At 57.6% G+C, this 19,517-nt stretch carries 9 protein-coding genes, 2 tRNA genes and 3 rRNA genes; 6 read left to right on the top strand and 8 right to left on the bottom strand.

Annotated features, from left to right (window positions below; genetic code table 11):
• Positions 1-87: 87 nt before the first annotated feature.
• The 6 genes from SIC14_RS00695 to SIC14_RS00720 all read left to right on the top strand — a co-directional run bounded on the left by SIC14_RS00695 (position 88) and on the right by SIC14_RS00720 (position 8,119).
• Positions 88-2,157 (top strand): TonB-dependent receptor domain-containing protein, encoded by a 2,070-nt coding sequence (locus SIC14_RS00695; protein ID WP_412563941.1) that lies wholly within the window; start codon positions 88-90, stop codon positions 2,155-2,157.
• Positions 2,158-2,255: 98 nt separating this feature from the next.
• Positions 2,256-3,356, top strand: coding sequence for a hemin-degrading factor (locus SIC14_RS00700; protein WP_412563942.1), 1,101 nt, complete (start codon positions 2,256-2,258; stop codon positions 3,354-3,356).
• The gene (locus SIC14_RS00705) at positions 3,353-4,219 is read left to right on the top strand and encodes a heme/hemin ABC transporter substrate-binding protein (RefSeq protein ID WP_412563943.1); all 867 of its coding nucleotides are present in this window, start codon (positions 3,353-3,355) and stop codon (positions 4,217-4,219) included. The genes SIC14_RS00700 and SIC14_RS00705 overlap by 4 nt, the downstream gene beginning before the upstream one ends.
• Complete coding sequence (locus SIC14_RS00710; RefSeq protein WP_412563944.1) at positions 4,219-5,292, top strand: FecCD family ABC transporter permease; 1,074 nt, start codon at positions 4,219-4,221, stop codon at positions 5,290-5,292. The genes SIC14_RS00705 and SIC14_RS00710 overlap by 1 nt, the downstream gene beginning before the upstream one ends.
• Position 5,293: 1 nt before the next feature.
• A complete protein-coding gene (locus tag SIC14_RS00715; RefSeq protein WP_412563945.1) occupies positions 5,294-6,100 on the top strand; it encodes a heme ABC transporter ATP-binding protein in 807 nt (268 codons plus the stop codon).
• A 345-nt stretch (positions 6,101-6,445) separates the two neighbouring features.
• On the top strand, positions 6,446-8,119 hold the full coding sequence (locus tag SIC14_RS00720; protein WP_412563946.1) for a methyl-accepting chemotaxis protein: 1,674 nt from the start codon (positions 6,446-6,448) through the stop codon (positions 8,117-8,119).
• 27 nt (positions 8,120-8,146) lie between these two features.
• Here SIC14_RS00720 and SIC14_RS00725 read toward each other — a convergent pair whose 3' ends face one another.
• From SIC14_RS00725 to SIC14_RS00760, 8 genes are all read right to left on the bottom strand, one after another.
• Complete coding sequence (locus SIC14_RS00725; protein ID WP_412563947.1) at positions 8,147-9,400, bottom strand: HlyD family efflux transporter periplasmic adaptor subunit; 1,254 nt, start codon at positions 9,398-9,400, stop codon at positions 8,147-8,149.
• The gene (locus SIC14_RS00730; RefSeq protein WP_412563948.1) at positions 9,401-11,479 is read right to left on the bottom strand and encodes an ATP-binding cassette domain-containing protein; all 2,079 of its coding nucleotides are present in this window, start codon (positions 11,477-11,479) and stop codon (positions 9,401-9,403) included.
• Between the two features lie 22 nt (positions 11,480-11,501).
• The gene (locus SIC14_RS00735) at positions 11,502-13,943 is read right to left on the bottom strand and encodes a calcium-binding protein (RefSeq protein ID WP_412563949.1); all 2,442 of its coding nucleotides are present in this window, start codon (positions 13,941-13,943) and stop codon (positions 11,502-11,504) included.
• Positions 13,944-14,126: 183 nt separating this feature from the next.
• Positions 14,127-14,241: ribosomal RNA gene (gene rrf, locus SIC14_RS00740) — 5S ribosomal RNA — on the bottom strand.
• Between the two features lie 101 nt (positions 14,242-14,342).
• Positions 14,343-17,174, bottom strand: a 23S ribosomal RNA gene (locus SIC14_RS00745).
• 513 nt (positions 17,175-17,687) lie between these two features.
• Positions 17,688-17,764: transfer RNA gene (locus SIC14_RS00750), tRNA-Ile, on the bottom strand.
• 28 nt (positions 17,765-17,792) lie between these two features.
• Positions 17,793-17,868 (bottom strand) — tRNA-Ala (locus tag SIC14_RS00755).
• A 171-nt stretch (positions 17,869-18,039) separates the two neighbouring features.
• Positions 18,040-19,501, bottom strand: a 16S ribosomal RNA gene (locus SIC14_RS00760).
• The 16S, 23S and 5S rRNA genes sit together here with 2 tRNA genes alongside, the layout of an rRNA operon.
• Between the last annotated feature and the right edge of the window lie 16 nt (positions 19,502-19,517).

The following is a 19,517-nucleotide window of genomic DNA, read 5'->3' on the forward strand; positions in this document are numbered from 1 at the left end:
AGTCGAAGATCAAGCCCGCTCAGAGCTAGCAAGACAGGCGCCCTGCCGCACAACGCAGGAACGACATGCAAATGCTTTGAGGGGATCATGAAAAGCACATCACACGTGGCACTGGCCGTTGCCGGCCTGACTGTCCTGAACACACTGCCGACCGCTGTAACAGCGCAAGAGGCAGACGACGTCCTCACTTTGGACACCATTATCCTGGAAGAAAGCCGTCGTGGCGTGCAAACCGGCACGGCAACCTCGGAAACCATCGTGGATCAGGCCGAAATCGAAGCGCGCCAGGCGTCATCGATGGGCGAGTTGCTCGACTCGATCCCGAACGTGTCGCTGATCAACGGCTCCACCCCACAGGGGTCGGCTGTGAACATCCGGGGCCTGGGCGCGCAGGCCGGTACCTATGGCACCGACGGCTATGTGGCGGTTGTGATCGACGGCGTCGCCTCGGGGGCGGAGGAAATCTACCGCAACGGCTCCTTGCTCAGCGTCGAACCGGACCTGTTCCGCGAAATCAAGGTCCAACGCGGCCCGGGGGAAAGCTTCCGCTACAACTCGGGCGCCATGGGCGGCACCGTTGAAGCCGAAACCAAAGACGCCAGCGACTTCCTGAGCGATGGCGACACCTTTGCCCTGCGCCAGAAGTTCAGCTTTGAATCCAATGGCGATGGCATGTTGTCCTCGACCATTCTGGCCTTTGCTCCCAGCGAACGTTTTGACGTGCTGGCCTTCTACGGTCACCGCAAGATCGAAGATGGCGTTGACGGATCGGGCACCACACGTGAGGCGACCGGCTTCGAAGCACCGTCGGCCCTGTTGAAGATGAACTTCAACCTGACCGAAAACAGCACGCTGACCCTTGGCCACACCTACACGGAATCGCCAGAGACCGATGTACCCTATGACGCCTTTGACCCGCTTTGGAGCGGCAATTTGGTGGACCGGCACATGAAAGACAGCACAACCTATCTGGCCTATAAATTCGCCCCGGTGGACAGTGATCTGGTGAATTTCGAAGCGCGCCTGTTCAAAAAGCGCGAAGAGATGAAGATCACCTCCAGCACCGTTAGCACCAATCTAACAAACACCGACCACCAGACGGAAACCGTGGGACTGCGACTGGAAAATGTGGCCCAATTTAACACCGGTGCCGTTGGTCACGAGTTGACCACGGGTGTTGAGTTTAAAGAACGCTCTCGTTCGGCGATCTTGCTGATTGGCCCCGATGCAGGTGAAAACGACGGCACCGCCCCCGGCGGTACCGATGAAAGCATTTCGGTTTATGTCGCGGATGAAATTTCGGTCACTGACGCCTTCACCCTGACTCCGCAGCTGCGGTTTGAGAAACAGACGCTCACCTCGATCAACAACCAAGACACTTTGGTATGTATTACCGCAACCATCTGTATCCCCTACACCGCCATTCCCGATGGCACCGCTTACACGACCCAGTCCTGGACCGGTGCACTGGCTGGCCGGTATGAGCTGAGCAACGGCCTCGCCGTCTTCGGTACTGCCGCGTACAATGAAAACCTGCCGATCCTCGACGATCTGCGGTCTTCGACCAACCGCGAAAAGACCGAGAAGGGCACCACTTTCGAGGCCGGTGTTTCCTTTGATGGCAACGATGTACTGACCGGCGATGATCACTTGCAGGCCAAGCTGACCGCGTTCAAAACCCACATCTGGGACGGCACCGCCTATTCCGGCATCAACCAGACCGATCTGGAAGGGATCGAGCTGGAACTGAACTACGCCAGTTCGCTGTTCTATGCAGACTTTGCGGCAGCAAAGACCCGCGGCACGATCAACGGCACCAGTGCCTTCTTCAACTACACCCCTGCGGACACCGTGCAGCTGACCCTCGGCAAACGCTTCATGGAGGATCAACTGGACATCGCGATTGAGGCCAAACACGCCTTTGCCCACGATCGCACGTCCAACACGGGCACCACCGGTGCAACGGCAGCCTCCGATGCCTGGACCACCTACGCCCTGTCGGTTGGCTACACGCCGGACCACGGAATGTTTGAAGGGACCGAGATGCGTTTGAGCGTCGAGAACCTCTTCGACACCACCTACCGGCCCTATCTGACCAACCCGAACCGCAACGCCAAAGGCCGCAACATCAAGTTCAGCCTGGCAAAAACCTTCTGATCCACTGCGATCACGGGCGGCCCTTTTTCGGGGCCGCCCAAAGCATTTTCCAGCGCCCCGCCCTCCGGCGCCCTCACACGACATTCAAGGGGACACCCATGACCCAGACCCAAGACACCACGCCCAGCGCCACCAAACCCTCCCCGGCCGAAATCCGCCAGGCCAAGATCGACAACGCAAAGATGCGGGATCGTGATCTGGCGGACAAACTGGGCATCTCCGAAGCGGATCTGGTCGCCGCTCATGTAGGCCGTCGCGACGGGGACATCGTCACCCGGATCAACCCGCACCCCGACCAGCTGATGCCGCTGGTCAGCACGCTGGGCGAAGTCATGGCCCTGACCCGCAATCTCTCGGCAGTGCACGAACGTGTCGGCACCTATGGCGACTATCGCTCGGGGCCACATGCAGCGATGGTGCTGGGCCATGAGATCGATCTGCGCATTTTCCCGAAACACTGGGTTCACGGTTTTGCCATTGATCAGGTGACCGAGGCCGGCACCCGCCGCACCCTGCAGATCTTTGACGCAGCTGGCGACGCGGTCCACAAAATCTTCCTGCGGGAAACATCCAACCATGATGCCTGGGCTGAAGTGGTCGCCGCACTGGCGGTTGAGGATCAGTCCGAAGGTATTGAAACCACCCCTGCCGCCCCGATTGAGCCCGCCAAACAGAACCCCGCCAAACGCGACGTTCTGCTGGAGGAATGGGGCAAGCTGACCGACACCCATCAATTCATGCGTCTGACCAGCAAGTTGGGCATGAACCGCCTTGGCGCCTACCGTCTGGTGGCTGGCGAAAAATGGGTCCGCCCGCTGGAAACTTCAGCGGTAGAGACCCTGATCAACACCGCTTCTGAGGCCGGCCAGCGCACCATTCTGTTTGTCGGCAACCCCGGCAACATCCAGATCCATTGGGGCCGTCTGGACACCATCAAACCGATGGGGCCCTGGGTCAACGTGTTGGACAAGCGGTTCAACCTGCACCTGCGCAACGATCACGTCGCCGAGGTTTATGCCATTGAAAAACCGACCAAACGTGGCCCAGCCATTTCTCTGGAGGCCTTTGACGACCGTGGCATGCTGATCCTGCAGATCTTTGGCATGCGCGACCCAAACAACGATAGCGACGATCTGGCCAGCTGGCACCAGCTGATCGCCGACCTGCCCAGTCTGCAAACCGAGGAGGCCCCCGCATGATCCGTTCCCTGATCCTTTCCGCTGTCTGCGCCATGTCGCTGACGCCTGCTTACGCAGAAGAAAGCTACCCTGACGCCAAAGCCATCGTTTCAATCGGCGGGCCGGTTACAGAAATCCTCTTTGCCCTCGGCGCGGGTGAACGGGTTGTCGCCCGTGATACCACCGCCCAGTTCCCAGCAGCGGTGATGGAGCTGCCTGACGTCGGCTACATGCGCCGCCTTTCGGCCGAAGGTGTTTTGTCGGTGGGGCCCGACCTGATCATCGCCCGTCATACCTCGGGCCCACCGGAAACGCTGGACCTCCTGCGCGCCGCCTCGGTGCCCGTGGTGCTGGTACAGGATGCCTTCACCGGTGAAGCCGTCAGCGCAGCGATCCGCAAAGTGGGCAGCGCCATCGGTGAAGGGAAGAAGGCCGAAACCCTCGCCACCGAGGTTGAAGCTGATCTGAACCAACTGGCGGTCGATATTGCGGATGTTGCCGAGAAAAAACGTGTCATGTTCATCCTCTCCAACGACGGCGGCCGTCTGAACGTGGCGGGTCGCGATACTGGGGCACATGGCATCATCACCCTTGCGGGTGGTGATAACATGATGGGGCCTGCATTTTCCGGCTACAAGCTGCTGAATGATGAGGCAATTATCAAAGCCCAGCCCGAATTGATCCTGATGATGACGGGCCGGGGCGATCACGAAGGCCGCGCGGAGGAGATCCTTGCCCTGCCCGCCATTGCTTCCACCCCGGCGGGGGTCAATGGGGCGTTTCAGGTCATTCCCGGCGCGGCACTTGGCTTTGGCCCGCGCACTGCAGCCTTTGCCCGCAGCCTGCATGACATTATCTATGACGAAAAACCGGTGAGACACTGATGGTTGCTCTCGAGCAGAAGAGGCCAATCAAGACCTCTGGGGCTGTGGCGGGTGACCGCCGCAGCCTCTCCCGTTTGTTGACCGGCGTGCTTTGCGCTGCGCTCGCGCTCACCATGTTGCTAAGCCTCGGTTGGGGCGCAGCAGATGAAACCGATGTTCTGGCGGCCCTCTTTGGCGACCCCACGATGCGCGATGAGGTCATCGTCTGGGACATCCGGATGCCACGAATGCTAACCGGTGTGTTGGTGGGGGCGGCGCTTGCGGTCTCTGGTGCCGTGATGCAGGGGCTGTTTCGCAACCCTTTGGCGGATCCGGGCCTTGTTGGGGTCAGCGCCGGGGCGGGGTTTGGGGCGGTCTCAGCCATTGTGCTGGGCGGCTTCCTGCCCGCCCCTGTGATCGCTGTTGTTGGCCACTATCTGGTGCCCGTTGCCGCCTTCTTGGGCGGCTGGGCCACGACCTTGCTGCTCTACGGCATTGCCACCCGGGGCGGGCGCACCTCTGTGGCCACCATGTTGCTGGCAGGGATCGCGCTGGGGGCGCTGACCGGCGCCCTGACCGGCCTCATCACCTATTACGCCACAGACGACCAATTGCGCGATCTGACGTTCTGGGGCATGGGATCGGTTGCCGGGGCGTCCTGGGCCAAATTCATGGCCTCCGCCCCGATCATCCTACTGACCCTCATCGCCGCGCCGTTTCTGGCCCGCGCCCTGAACGCCCTGGCCCTGGGCGAGGCAGCGGCCAGCCACCTTGGCATCGACGTGCAGAAAATGAAGCGAATTGCCATCCTCACCGTTGCCGGTTCTGTCGGCGCCTCTGTGGCCGTGACAGGTGGCATCGGTTTCATCGGCATCGTTGTGCCGCATCTGCTGCGATTGGTGCAGGGGCCCGATCACCGCGGCCTGCTGGTGAACGCGGCCCTTCTGGGGGGGATCATCCTGCTGCTGGCGGATGCCATTTCTCGCAGCATCATTGCCCCGGCAGAGCTGCCCATCGGGATTGTGACCGCAGCGCTAGGCGGGCCGTTCTTCCTGTGGATCCTGTTGAAAAACCGTAACCTGGTGGAGATGTGAGATGAGCCTCATTGCCGAAAACATCCGCGTCAAATTGGGTCGCAAGGAAATCCTGCACGGCGTTGACTTTGATGCCTGGGCGGGCGAGGTCTCGATGATTGTGGGGCCCAATGGCTCTGGTAAGACAACCCTGTTGCGGGCCCTCACCGGCGAATTACCGTACAAGGGCCAGGTCAGCCTGAACGGTCACGACTGCAAAGCGATCATACCGCAACAACTGGCAATGATGCGGGCCGTGCTGCCGCAGGCGGCGGTTCTGGCTTTTCCTTTCACGGTGATCGAAGTGGTGCGTCTTGGACTGACCGCAGGCCTCAGTTCGGACACGCCGGACACCTCCGACCGTCTGCCGCTCTTGGCGCTGGAACGGGTGGGCCTCAGCGGGTTTGAAGGGCGGCACTTCCATGATCTGTCGGGCGGTGAGAAACAGCGGGTGCAATTGGCCCGTGTTTTGGTCCAGATCTGGGAGCCGGTCCTGAACGGCACCCCGCGCTGGCTGTTTCTGGACGAACCGGTTTCGGCGCTGGATATCGGCCATCAGCTGGTGGTCATGCAGCTGGCCCGCGCCTATGCGGCGGCCGGTGGCGGGGTTGTGGCGGTCATGCATGATCTGAACCTCACGGCCATGTTCGCCGACCGCGTCACATTGATGGACGGCGGCGAAGTGCGCGCCGCGGGCACTCCGGCAGAAGTGCTGACCGATGCAACCCTAAGCGCGGCCTATGACTGTGCTCTGCAAACCAACACGATGCCGCCCGCGGGAGGGCCCTGGCTCTTGCCGCAGGCAGCGGAACTGCCTCGGTCGCATTAGGGGCATCAATCGCCTTATGGGGTAGTGTTGTGCAAACTGCTACCCCATAGGATTAAGAAACTGGTTTCGTTAGAAAATTTTCGCAAATTTTTCGACGCACCCAACACCTTTATTTCCAAAGACCTTTCGCATTTGACGCGAACAACGCATCCTCGAATTAGCATATCTACCCTACATCTATGGGCACAAAGGTCGTTTCCTTAACTGAGTGCCGCAGGACCCCAAAGGAGCAGGCACGCCCTCAGATTGTTTTGTTGTTGGCAAGGTTTGTTCCGAATTTGCGAAGTTCAAAGACCCCGTCCCCCCGGCCTCGCCCTGAGTAGAAACTAAGTGCGAGTACCTAAAATGCGTTTATCAATCAAAGCCAAACTGGCTGCCTCATTCACTTTTTTATCCATCCTAATCGCCATCATCGGCGCGCTGTCCCTGACGGAAATGCGTGTCCTGAAAGAGCGGAACGAAAAGATCGTTAAGGAAGATTTCCAAGCCCTGCGTGACCTCGACGAACTGGCGATCGTGCAGGAGCGGATCCAAAACGTGGTGCGTGATTTCGTCATGATCGACGATCCTGAGCTGCACCACGAAATCGAAGTGCATCTGGAAGAGTTGGAGCACGAAGAAGAAGCCCTGCTGGAAACCTCTTATGGTCACGCCTCTGAGAAAGAGCGTCTGATCCTGGACGAGTTCGTTGCCCTGCGCCACAAACTCGAAGCCGTCAACGCCGAAGCCATTGCCCTTTACAAAGCCGGCGATCCCCAGGCAGCCGCCGTCAAACTGGTGGTCGAAGGCGGTGTCTATGACGACAAGATCCTGAAACTGATCCATGATTTTTCCGCCAAGGAAAGCGCGATCCTCAACGAAGAGGTGAAGAAATCCGAACACGAATACCGCATCGCCTGGATCGAGCTGATGGGGATTATTGTGGGCTCTTTCCTGTTCAGCGTCGCCGTTGGTGTTGGCATGATGCGCAGCATCGGCAAAGGGCTGCGTACGGCCCGCAATCTCAGCGCCAGTGTGGCGGCCGGGGACCTCACCCAGACCGTTGCCATTGACCGCTCTGATGAAATTGGTGGCTTGCTGATCGATTTGAACAAAATGGTAAAGGATCTGCGCCGCACCGTTGGAGATGTGACCTCATCTGCGACCAACGTTGCCTCCGGGGCCACACAGGTTTCTGCAACATCGCAGCAGCTGCAGGAGGTGTCAGTTTCGCAATCCGCGGCCACCGAAGAGGCCTCGGCTGCGGTGGAAGAAATTGCCAGCAATATTGCCCAGTCTGCAGAAAACGCCCAGCAAACCGAAACGATTGCCAATGACGCGGCAGATCGCGCCCGTGAAAGCGGCGATGCCGTGCGGGAAGCGGCGCAGCATCTCAGCACCATTGTGCAAAAGATCGAGGTGGTGCAAGAAATTGCCCGCCAAACCGACCTTTTGGCGCTAAACGCCGCTGTTGAAGCGGCCCGTGCTGGCGATCACGGTCGTGGTTTCGGAGTCGTTGCCAGTGAGGTGCGCAAACTGGCTGAACGCAGTCAGGAAGCCGCGTCAGAGATCAACGCCCTGACCAGTGTGACCGTATCGTCGTCGGAAACAGCGCTGGAAATGATGGAAACCCTGGTGCCCGAGATCGAGTCGACCTCGAAACTCGTCAGCAACATCGCCAATTCCAATGTCGAAATTTCCAAAGGCATCGAACAGATCGGTGTTGTGGTCGGACAGGTCGACAATTCCGGCCAGTCCAACACCGCCGCCTCCGAGGAACTGTCGGTCACGGCCGAAGAACTCTCGGCTCAGGCCCGCAACCTGCGCGACACCGTGAGTGTGTTCCAGCTCAGCGAAACGGGTGAATCCGACGGGGCCACCCCCCAAATGGCACCGCCGCAATATTCAGCGGCCGGGGCGGCTGAGACGCTGCCTGCTGCAGATCACGCCGGCATTGAACTGGATCTGGGCGCACCCGCGGACATGACAGATGACGCGGATTTCATCCCATCCTCCCCCAAAAGTCGCCATGCAGCCTAAACCCCTGCCCCCTCTTCGGAGGGGGCCTTAATCCTGCAATGCGTTGCGGAACGCCGCACGGAGCGGATCGAGAAGATATTCGGCAAATGTTGTGTCGCGTACAGCTACCACGATCTGCACCGGCATATCCTCTGGCAAAAGCTGTGTTCCCATCACCTTTTGCAGCGCCTCCAACCCGGCGGCCGAGACTTCGGCGCGCCCGCGATAGCCCGACGGGTTGCCCGCTTCATCCAAACTCGCCCGTGGTGCGATCGCTGCAACTTCCACATCGATTTGGGGCAGCAGGCGCTGTGGCAGGCTGGGCACAATCAACCGGCCGCGCTGGCCCAACTGCAATTGATCAACATGCCCGACGGGCGCGATGAAAGAGACAAACGGGGCTTGCAAAGGTTGGGAGAGCTGCACCAGCGTTGCCCCTTTTGCGGCAAAGTTTTCCCCCGCTTCGAGGCTGATTTCACTCACCACCCCGGCCCAAGGCGCACGTATCTCCGCCTGCTGAACTCGGTACTCCAGGGTGCGTTGAACCTGTTGCAAGTCTTCAATCTGCCGCGCATTCGCGTCCCTTCGCGCTTCAAGCTGCTCACGCATATTCAACATAATCAGGGAAGCACCATGATTTGCCTGCTGAATGCGGTCCCGCATCGCATGTAACGCCGACAGGTCGCTTTGAATTTCTGCTTCGACGATCAGGATCTGCTCTGCCAGGACTTCACCGTCATTGCGCCGCATCAGCCCCTTGTCCAACAAAGCCGTCTGACGTCCGGCACGTGCCTTCATCAGGGTTAACTGATCTTTCGTCAGCGCAATTTTCTGTTCCAATGCCGCCGCTTGCGCCTTCAGGGCAACTTGGCTTTCTTGTTTCAATCGCTGCTGCAATACGGCCTGCGCATGTTGTAGGGCCACGGCCGTGTCCCCCGCGTCCCTCCCATCTCCGTTCAGCAGGTTTGCGATTTCAAGGTTTTCTTGCTGTAGCTGGGCCGCCCGAGACACGGTCGCGGCCAGTTGCGCCTGATCCAGCTCAACGTTCAGCCGCATCAGCAGCTCGCCCGCAGCGACCCGATCGTGCCGCGCAACCAAAACTTCGGCCACCTGCCCCCCATAAGGATGTTGCAGCATCAGGCTGGGCCGGTCAGACAGAAACCGCCCCTGCAGCGACAGGGTTGTGGTCAAGGGCGCACACCAGGCCCACAGGAAAATCGCAGACATCCCAACAACAATCGCCAGACCGGTGCGCTGCAAGGGTCGCAGGATTTCTGCGGGAAGGGTTGGGGACGCATCCATCTAATGTGCCCTCGCGGCTTGAGTGGGGGCCAACGCATTGCTGCTCAACGCCACCAAACAAAAGGTGCTGTCGTCGCCGCAGCGCACCTCAATTCGATCACTCATCTGGGCAACCGCTGCCAGGGCACGTTCCTCCTGGTTCAGGTCCCCAGGCACCGGTTTGTCGCCCGCGAGCCTGGTCCTGAGGCTAGAGAATTTTCTTTCCAACTCACTGCCGTTTTCTTCGTTTATGGAAAGTTCAACTTCGTTGTCATTCAAAAACTTAAACGCCACCTGTGCACCGCGTGGGCCGTTCGACGCACCATTGGCGATCAAAAGGCGGAATAGCTCCATCGCAACCAATTGCGCCTTCTGGCTGAAGGCTTCGTCGGTGGAGCGATTAAATTGCGAAGCAACCCAGTCTTGCAAGTCCTGCAAAGAGGTTTCCTGCAGCGGGATCGCCAGCTGCCTGCCGCCCCCGCTGATGCGGGCCAGCACCTCGGCGCGCGCCCCGAAATCCGCAACGCGGCCCTGTTCCAGTTGCAGGATCTTGTCACATAGACCAAGCAGGCCGGACCGGTGCAACACCATGACAATGGTGGTGCCCTCTGCCTTCAGCCGCATCAATATACGTGACAGCGCCCGCTCCCCTTCGCCGTCAAGCAAAGCATTTGGTTCGTCCAGAAACAGGTAGCGCGGTTTGTTGTAAAGCGCGCGCGCAAGGGCCACCCTCTGCACCTGCCCCGCAGACAGAAGGAAGGGCGCATGTGACAGATCGGTTTCATAAGCGTCGGGTAGCGCTGAAATCAACCCGTGGACACCTGCAAGCTTGGCCGCTTCAACCACTTTCTCACCCACAATTTCTGCTTCGAAACAGGCAATATTTTCAGCAATGGTCCCCGGCACAAGCTCCGCCCGCTGCGGCAGGAAACCCGTCTGTTGGTACAGCGTGACTGCCTTCAATCCGCGCACTTCACTTTCGTCAAAAAATACACACCCGATGGGGGCGGGCTGCACCCCAGCCAAAGCCTGCAGCAAGATGGTCTTCCCTGCCCCTGAGCCCCCAACAATCGCCAATGTTTCGCCTGGGTCCAAAGACAAATTGACCCGATCCAACATTGGTGGCGCCCCGCCGCCACGCGGAAAGATGATCCCGTCAGCCCTTAACGCGCCCTGCCATTCTGGCAGACGCATATCCGGCCCGGGCGGCGCCAGTTGAAGCGCCGCAAGATATCTATAGTCCGCCAGCGCCATGCGCAGCTGTGGCCACTGTGCCGTTGTTGTTTCCAGTGCCATAAATGCACGGCTCACAATCAGTGAAGCCGCAATCATGCCCCCGGCGCTCAGCGCCTCTTGTGTGACCAGAAATGCCCCCAGCGCCAGTGCCAGGACCTGCCCAACAGCACGCAACACCGCTGATACGCTCGAATTCGCTAAGATGGCGCCCTCTGCACGCGAAACACAGTCATGACGTTGCCGCTGTGCCCGTAAGAAACGCTGCATCAAGTTGTGTTCAATCGCAGCAACACCCAGACGGCTGGCGAACCCGGTCGCATGTTTAAGGCTGATCTGTTCCGCCTTGGCCCAGCCAGCAGCCTGCGATTGCGCCGCTGCGCTGAGCCGTCTAGCCGCCCATCGGCTGCCGATCAGCCCCGCCACCAGACACAGCACTAGAAACAAAAAGGCCGGGTGAATGAGCCAAAGTACCAGACCAAAGACAGGCAACCAAGGCAAGCCGAGGGCGGTCACAGCACCGATGCCCCCCAGAAACTCGGCAAAACGGGAAACCCGTGCGACATCGTCCTGCGTTGCCTCCCCGCCTGTCAGCGCCCGCACCACCTCCGCGCTGCCGGTTTGTTGCCCCCATCTGGCCAACCTGGTCAAAGCCAGATCCCGTCCCCATTCCACCAGCCCTTGCAAAACCAGGAACCCAAGCGCCAGCCCCGTGAGCATCAAGAGGGTAGCAACATTGCCACTAGGAACAACACGGTCCAGCACCTGCATCATGAAGAGCGGGTTGAGCAAGATCGCAAGGTTGCTGATCAGACTGAAAACCAACAAGGGCGCGGCCGCCCGGGGCACATAGGCTGCAACAGGCATATCCACCTTCGTGCATCAATGTTCAGAGGATAAAGTTGCTTTCGTCGAGGTCGTCTGCATCCACCGACTTGAGCAACAGCCTGTCGCCTCCTTCGCCGCCGGTTAGTGCAGAAAGATCAATCTCTGTGGCCCAACCGCGGTCCCTGATCAGACCAGCCAGATCCTCAAACTCCACCCCATAGGCCGACAGATCTATGCGGTCGTGGTCCGCCTCGAAATCGTGGATGATGTCTTTGCCGGAGCCGCCTGAGACAACAAATGTATCGGTGGTGCCATCCCCCCGCCAGTTGCCGCCCCACATGTGATCGTCGCCGCTGCCACCAATAATCGTATCACTGCCGCTGCCGCCCACCAGCTTGTCCTGATCAGCGCCACCAGACACCAGATCAGCACCGCTGCCAGCATTGATGTAATCGCGTCCCGCATCGCCGGATAACGCGTCATCGCCATCCTGGCCCCGCAGGCTGTCATTTCCGCTCCCCCCCGAGACCGTGTCAGCCCCCGTGCCGCCGCTGATATTGTCGTTGCCCTCATCGCCGGACAGGCGATCGGCGCCTTCGCCGCCATGCAGGGTATCATCCCCCGCATTGCCGAACATCTGGTCATTGCCAGCCCCGCCGCGCAGGTCGTCATTGCCGCCAGCCGTCTGGATCAACTCTGGTTCGCGGATCAGCACCGGAGAATTTGCGTCAACTTCAACAAAGGCGTCTGCCGAACGGGGATCCACGGTGCCGTCGTTTGACCCGGTCGATTGCGCTTCCGCCATAAATTCCGAATAGGCTTGTCCAGTGTCCCAATCCACATTCACCCGGAAGATGGCACCCTGACTGTCCGTGCTTGCATCCAGGTCATGGTCGCCGCGGTTGAGCCCGTAGTAAAGGTTGCCATCCCCATCCAGGAAAACCGCCCCATAAGCACCACGGGCCATCCCCGTTTCCATAGTGTCGCCATAGAGGGTGCCTGTGATCGGCACCTCGTTGAATGTGGGCTGCCCACCTTCTGCCACTTCGCTGACATCGATCTGGACAACCTTGCCCGCCCCCCCGCTGGCACCGGGAGAAACGACCGCGTAGAAACATCCATCCTCACTGTTATAGGCCAGAACATAAGTGCGATCCCCAAAGAGATCCCGTGGCAAATGGAAATGCTGGATTTCGGGGTTTCCGGCGGCATCGCGCGTGTCGACATCCACAACGCTGATCCGATCTAGCGAGCTGTGAAAGGTCCACAGATTGCCGCTGTCGTCGAAATCCCCCACGTAATCGCCGTAAAAACCATCCCCGACACGGTATGTGTCGCCATTGGCGTCAATCATCACGATATCCGTAGAACTGACGGGATTGCCCAGGCTGTCGAGACCACTGGATTTGGCGACACCGTAGATCAGGTCATCTTCAACATTGAAGCCAACCGCGTTGATCTTGAAACCCAGAGGGTCGCCAACGTCCTGATAGCTTTGTGTTTCCAGGTCGAAGGCTTTGAGATGCCCGTCGATCACCTGGTAAAGATTAGGTTGGCCTGGGGCGAAACCTGCAACCTCAACCTCTGCCCCATTTAGGGTTGTCGTGGTCTGATAACTGGCAATCGGGCCAGAGAAATCATAGTCGACCGCCCCGTCTTGGGGAATGGCGCGAAAACTTAGCTGACCTTCCCCACCAGTGCTGGTTACCGCGATCTCATGGGTTTCATAGACCCCCGAGCTGGTCTCGACAACATCCACCACTTCACCGTTCCAGAGAACTTCCACGCGCCCGCCGCCATGGCCGCCGGACAAATTGGCCGCCAGTTCAAAGGAGATCATATAACTTTCGCCAGCAATGGTGTTTGCGGATTGCGAGATTGTTTCAACGCCGTCAACATCTTGCATGGTCCAACCCACACTGGCGCCATATTGCGCAAAGCTGGTGAAACCTTCGCTGTTGGTCAGGACATTGCCACCGCGAAGGTCGCCATAGACAACATCGTCACCATCGCCCGCATTAATCGTATCCGCCCCCAGGCCACCCTGGGCGGTATCATTGCCCTGCTCCAGGTTCACCAGATCGTCACCCACGCCAGCATGCGCCTGATCATTGCCCCGCCCGGCATTGAGGGTGTCATTCCCCGCTCCTGCCGACAGCGTGTCATTGCCGCTGTTGCCTAACAGCAAGTCATTGCCATCGCCGGTGCGAATATTGTCGTTGTAAGAGCGTGTGGCGCCAAGGTCACTGGCGACCACAGCAGCCGAATTGTAGACCCATTGTCCATCAACATAGCTCCACTCATCGCCAACCATAGCGCCAGCGGCCAGATCATTCCCGCCGCCGGAACTAATAGTGTCATCGCCTGCGTTGCCGTTAATCCGGTCAACCTCAGCCAGCCGTTCCTGAAGGGTCTGACCCGCGTCATTTTGGACGCCATCGACAATCTCATCGTCTCCAGTTGAGCCGATGAATTCGTTCACGTTTGCACCACTTTCGCCCATGGCCACCTCCACAATTCGTTTGAATGTGCAGAGAGCTTAGTCTTTGCGCCTTAACAGTTTGCGAACGCAGACGCGGGAAACCCACAGAATTTAGACAAGTTTACGAAGTTGAAAACGTAAAAAGCCGCCCCAAAGGGCGGCTTGAAGTGTGACTATCGTTTAGAGGGATTTGGTCTTTATTAGGTTTGGCGGTGACCTACTCTCCCACACCTTAAGATGCAGTACCATCGGCGCTTCGGTGCTTAACTTCCGAGTTCGGGAAGGGATCGGGTGTATCACTCGTGCTATGACCACCAAACCGAATAAAGACCAAGGGGCGTTTTTGCCCCGATATCAACGTGTTGTCCAGTTTTTGTTCACTTAGTGTATGCTCTTGATTTGGTCTTACTTTTACTGGATCAAATCAAGCCAATCGGACCATTAGTACCAGTCAACTGAATGCGTTACCGCACTTACATCTCTGGCCTATCGACGTGGTGGTCTACCACGGTCCTCAAGGGATACCTTGTTTTGAGGGGGGCTTCCCGCTTAGATGCCTTCAGCGGTTATCCTGTCCGTTCATAGCTACCCAGCACTACCGTTGGCACGATAACTGGTCCACCAGTGGAACGTTCACCCCGGTCCTCTCGTACTAGGGGCAACTCCTCTCAAGTATCCTACACCCACGGCAGATAGGGACCGAACTGTCTCACGACGTTCTAAACCCAGCTCACGTACCTCTTTAAATGGCGAACAGCCATACCCTTGGGACCTGCTCCAGCCCCAGGATGAGATGAGCCGACATCGAGGTGCCAAACACTGCCGTCGATATGGACTCTTGGGCAGTATCAGCCTGTTATCCCCGGCGTACCTTTTATCCGTTGAGCGATGGCCCTTCCACGCGGGACCACCGGATCACTATGGCCGTCTTTCGACTCTGCTCGACTTGTCAGTCTCGCAGTCAGGCTGGCTTCTGCCATTGCACTCAACGAGCGATTTCCGACCGCTCTGAGCCAACCTTCGCGCGCCTCCGTTACTCTTTAGGAGGCGACCGCCCCAGTCAAACTACCCGCCACGCAGGGTCCCGGATCCGGATAACGGACCGCGGTTAGACATCAAGCAGAATAAGGGTGGTATCTCAAGGGAGGCTCCACCAGAACTGGCGTCCTGGTTTCAAAGCCCACCACCTATCCTGCACATATTGTGCCTGATGCCAGTGCGAAGCTGTAGTAAAGGTGCACGGGGTCTTTCCGTCTAACCGCGGGAAGCCTGCATCTTGACAGGCAATTCAATTTCGCTGAGTCGATGTTGGAGACAGCGGGGAAGTCGTTACGCCATTCGTGCAGGTCGGAACTTACCCGACAAGGAATTTCGCTACCTTAGGACCGTTATAGTTACGGCCGCCGTTTACCGGGGCTTCAATTCGACGCTCTCACATCTCCTTTTAACCTTCCGGCACCGGGCAGGCGTCAGACCCTATACGTCGTCTTGCGACTTCGCAGAGCCCTGTGTTTTTAGTAAACAGTCGCCACCCCCTGGTTTGTGCCCCCAGCCTCTAGTTGCCTAGAAACTGGGCCTCCTTCTCGCGAACTTACGGAGGTATTTTGCCGAGTTCCTTCAACATCGTTCTCTCAAGCGCCTTGGTATTCTCTACCAGTCCACCTGTGTCGGTTTAGGGTACGGTCTTAAAGAGGGGCTATTTCCAGGGACCAATTAGCAGCCCATTCAATCCAATAAGGATGAACTACCTTCATGATCCGTCACCACCTCACGGCCTAGGAATATTAACCTAGTTCCCATCGACTACGCCTTTCGGCCTCGCCTTAGGGGCCGGCTTACCCTGCTCAGATTAGCTTTAAGCAGGAACCCTTGGACTTTCGGCGACAGGGTCTCTCACCCTGTTTGTCGCTACTCATGTCATCATTCTCACTAGTGATCTCTCCACCGGATCGCTCACGCGCCGGCTTCACAGAAAGCACTCTATCCTGCGCTACCTCCCGGAGGAGATAGAAGAGGATGAGTGCTATGTCACACTACGCTCTGCTACCATGCACTATGTGCATCCTCAGCTTCGGCTCATGGCTTGAGCCCCGTTACATCTTCGCCGCAGGACAACTTATTTAGACCAGTGAGCTGTTACGCTATCTTTAAAGGATGGCTGCTTCTAAGCCAACCTCCTGGTTGTTTTGGTCGTCCCACCTGCTTTCCCACTTAGCCATGAATTAGGGGCCTTAGCTGGAGGTCAGGGTTGTTTCCCTCTCCACAACGGACGTTAGCATCCGCTGTGTGTCTGCCATCTAGTACTCCCGGGTATTCGGAGTTTGGTTAGGATCAGTAAGCCTGTGGGGCCCCATTACCCATCCAGTGCTCTACCCCCCGGGGTATTCGGATGACGCTCTACCTAAATAGATTTCGCAGAGAACCAGCTATCTCCGAGTTTGATTGGCCTTTCACCCCTAGGCACAACTCATCCCGACCTTTTTCAACAGGTGTGGGTTCGGCCCTCCAGTAAGTGTTACCTTACCTTCAGCCTGGTCATGCCTAGATCACTCGGTTTCGGGTCTGATCCCACGAACTCATTCGCCCTATTAAGACTCGCTTTCGCTGCGCCTACACCTATCGGCTTAAGCTTGCTCGTGAGACCAAGTCGATGACCCATTATACAAAAGGTACGCCGTCAGCTCGCAAGGAGCCTCCGACTGATTGTAGGCGTTCGGTTTCAGGTACTGTTTCACTCCCCTCGTCGGGGTGCTTTTCACCTTTCCCTCACGGTACTGGTTCACTATCGGTCAGTAAGGAGTACTTAGCCTTCGAGGGTGGTCCCCCGATGTTCAGACAGGATTTCACGTGTCCCGCCCTACTTAATACGTCCAATCATGCTTCCTATACGGGGCTGTCACCCACTTTGGCCGACCTTTCCAGGTCGTTCTAGTCACATTCATGGCTCGGCTGGTCCCCGTTCGCTCGCCGCTACTAGGGGAGTATCTGTTGATTTCCTTTCCTCCGGGTACTTAGATGTTTCAGTTCCCCGGGTTCGCTCTTAAAACCCTATGTATTCAGGTTAAAAGTACCTGTCTCACCCCATTATTGATAGCAGAGCTAACAATAACAGAATGTCAGGTGGGTTGCCCCATTCGGAGATCCAGGGATCAAAGCCTATTCTCGGCTCCCCCTAGCTTATCGCAGAGTATCACGTCCTTCATCGCCTCTTACTGCCAAGGCATTCACCAAACGCCCTTCTCGCGCTTGATTTGATCCAGAAAGAGTAAGACTTCTTAGTGTGCTACCGCCCGAAGGCTACTTGAGCACGAAGACTTCCACATCCGGGCTGGTTCGACCGGATGCTCACTTTCTGATCAAAAGCATACTATATCCCGCTCCTTACCCGAAAGACTGCGCTGCCGATGTCGGTCGGCCCCACGCAGAAGGTAAGGAACATTGCAAGATCTCTCGATCTTGCGGGTTCAATCTCTTGCGGAGATTGAACCGGGTTAGTGTACTTGACTTGGACAACTCTGTTCGTTTCAGCAGGGATACGTTGCATAAAGATCGAGGAAACAATCTCTATCACGCCTCTCCCGAAGGAGACCTACTGAGATCGTCCGCTTACTTACGGTGATCAAACAGGTTGTTGATATTTCTCTCTAAACGATGTCAGTTCCGTCTCTTGCGAGGCGGAAGCGTGTCCGATTGGACGGTTAAGAACCAGGGTCTGGTGCTTAACGATCTAATCGAACGCTCTTATCTTTGGTATCTTGCGAAGAATGGTGGGTCGAGGAGGACTTGAACCTCCGACCTCACGCTTATCAGGCGTGCGCTCTAACCACCTGAGCTACCGACCCATCCTTGGAAGGCTTAGTCGGAGGAGAGTGGTGGAGCCTAGCGGGATCGAACCGCTGACCTCCTGAATGCAAATCAGGCGCTCTCCCAGCTGAGCTAAGGCCCCTAAGCTGACCACACGAGGTGTCGTGCGGTGCGTAATCCTGAAGAGATATGAGGACGGCCTGGTCCTCAGTGTCCATGAAGGACCTGATGATATTGATCAGCGTGACTTGCTGATCGTTGCTAAGTGCATCCACGAAGTTGAACAAGTTCAACCTGCTAGGTGCATCCTTAGAAAGGAGGTGATCCAGCCCCAGGTTCCCCTAGGGCTACCTTGTTACGACTTCACCCCAGTCGCTGATCCTACCGTGGCCGCCTGCCTCCCCGAAGGGTTAGCGCAGCGTCGTCGGGTAGAACCAACTCCCATGGTGTGACGGGCGGTGTGTACAAGGCCCGGGAACGTATTCACCGCGTCATGCTGTTACGCGATTACTAGCGATTCCGACTTCATGCTCTCGAGTTGCAGAGAACAATCCGAACTGAGACAGTTTTTTGGGATTAACCCATTGTCACTGCCATTGTAGCACGTGTGTAGCCCAACCCGTAAGGGCCATGAGGACTTGACGTCATCCACACCTTCCTCCCGCTTATCACGGGCAGTTTCCTTAGAGTTCCCGGCCGAACCGCTGGTAACTAAGGATGTGGGTTGCGCTCGTTGCCGGACTTAACCGAACATCTCACGACACGAGCTGACGACAGCCATGCAGCACCTGTCACTAGGTCCCGAAGGAAGGCCTGATCTCTCAGGTTGTCCTAGGATGTCAAGGGTTGGTAAGGTTCTGCGCGTTGCTTCGAATTAAACCACATGCTCCACCGCTTGTGCGGGCCCCCGTCAATTCCTTTGAGTTTTAATCTTGCGACCGTACTCCCCAGGCGGAATGCTTAATCCGTTAGGTGTGTCACCGAATAGCATGCTACCCGACGACTGGCATTCATCGTTTACGGTGTGGACTACCAGGGTATCTAATCCTGTTTGCTCCCCACACTTTCGCACCTCAGCGTCAGTATCGAGCCAGTGAGCCGCCTTCGCCACTGGTGTTCCTCCGAATATCTACGAATTTCACCTCTACACTCGGAATTCCACTCACCTCTCTCGAACTCAAGACTAGCAGTATTAAAGGCAGTTCCAGGGTTGAGCCCTGGGATTTCACCTCTAACTTACTAGCCCGCCTACGCGCGCTTTACGCCCAGTAATTCCGAACAACGCTAACCCCCTCCGTATTACCGCGGCTGCTGGCACGGAGTTAGCCGGGGTTTCTTTACCAGATACTGTCATTATCATCTCTGGCGAAAGAGCTTTACGACCCTAAGGCCTTCATCACTCACGCGGCATGGCTGGATCAGGCTTGCGCCCATTGTCCAAGATTCCCCACTGCTGCCTCCCGTAGGAGTCTGGGCCGTGTCTCAGTCCCAGTGTTGCTGATCATCCTCTAAAACCAGCTATAGATCGTAGACTTGGTAGGCCATTACCCCACCAACTATCTAATCTAACGCGGGCTAATCCGTCACCGATAAATCTTTCCCCCGAAGGGCGTATAAGGTATTACTCTCCGTTTCCAGAGGCTATTCCTTAGTGTCGGGTATATTCCCACGCGTTACTAACCCGTCCGCCGCTCACCCCGAAGGGCGCGCTCGACTTGCATGTGTTAGGCCTGCCGCCAGCGTTCGTTCTGAGCCAGGATCAAACTCTCAAGTTGAAAGCACCTTACGGTG

This window comes from Thalassobius sp. MITS945101 (assembly GCF_047123305.1).
Taxonomy (GTDB): Bacteria; Pseudomonadota; Alphaproteobacteria; order Rhodobacterales; family Rhodobacteraceae; genus Thalassobius.

Coding starts and splice junctions, on each gene's coding strand:
- SIC14_RS00695 (WP_412563941.1), top strand. CDS start 88: ATGAAAAGCACATCACACGTGGCACTGGCCGTTGCCGGCCTGACTGTC.
- SIC14_RS00700 (WP_412563942.1), top strand. CDS start 2,256: ATGACCCAGACCCAAGACACCACGCCCAGCGCCACCAAACCCTCCCCG.
- SIC14_RS00705 (WP_412563943.1), top strand. CDS start 3,353: ATGATCCGTTCCCTGATCCTTTCCGCTGTCTGCGCCATGTCGCTGACG.
- SIC14_RS00710 (WP_412563944.1), top strand. CDS start 4,219: ATGGTTGCTCTCGAGCAGAAGAGGCCAATCAAGACCTCTGGGGCTGTG.
- SIC14_RS00715 (WP_412563945.1), top strand. CDS start 5,294: ATGAGCCTCATTGCCGAAAACATCCGCGTCAAATTGGGTCGCAAGGAA.
- SIC14_RS00720 (WP_412563946.1), top strand. CDS start 6,446: ATGCGTTTATCAATCAAAGCCAAACTGGCTGCCTCATTCACTTTTTTA.
- SIC14_RS00725 (WP_412563947.1), bottom strand. CDS start 9,400: ATGGATGCGTCCCCAACCCTTCCCGCAGAAATCCTGCGACCCTTGCAG.
- SIC14_RS00730 (WP_412563948.1), bottom strand. CDS start 11,479: ATGCCTGTTGCAGCCTATGTGCCCCGGGCGGCCGCGCCCTTGTTGGTT.
- SIC14_RS00735 (WP_412563949.1), bottom strand. CDS start 13,943: ATGGGCGAAAGTGGTGCAAACGTGAACGAATTCATCGGCTCAACTGGA.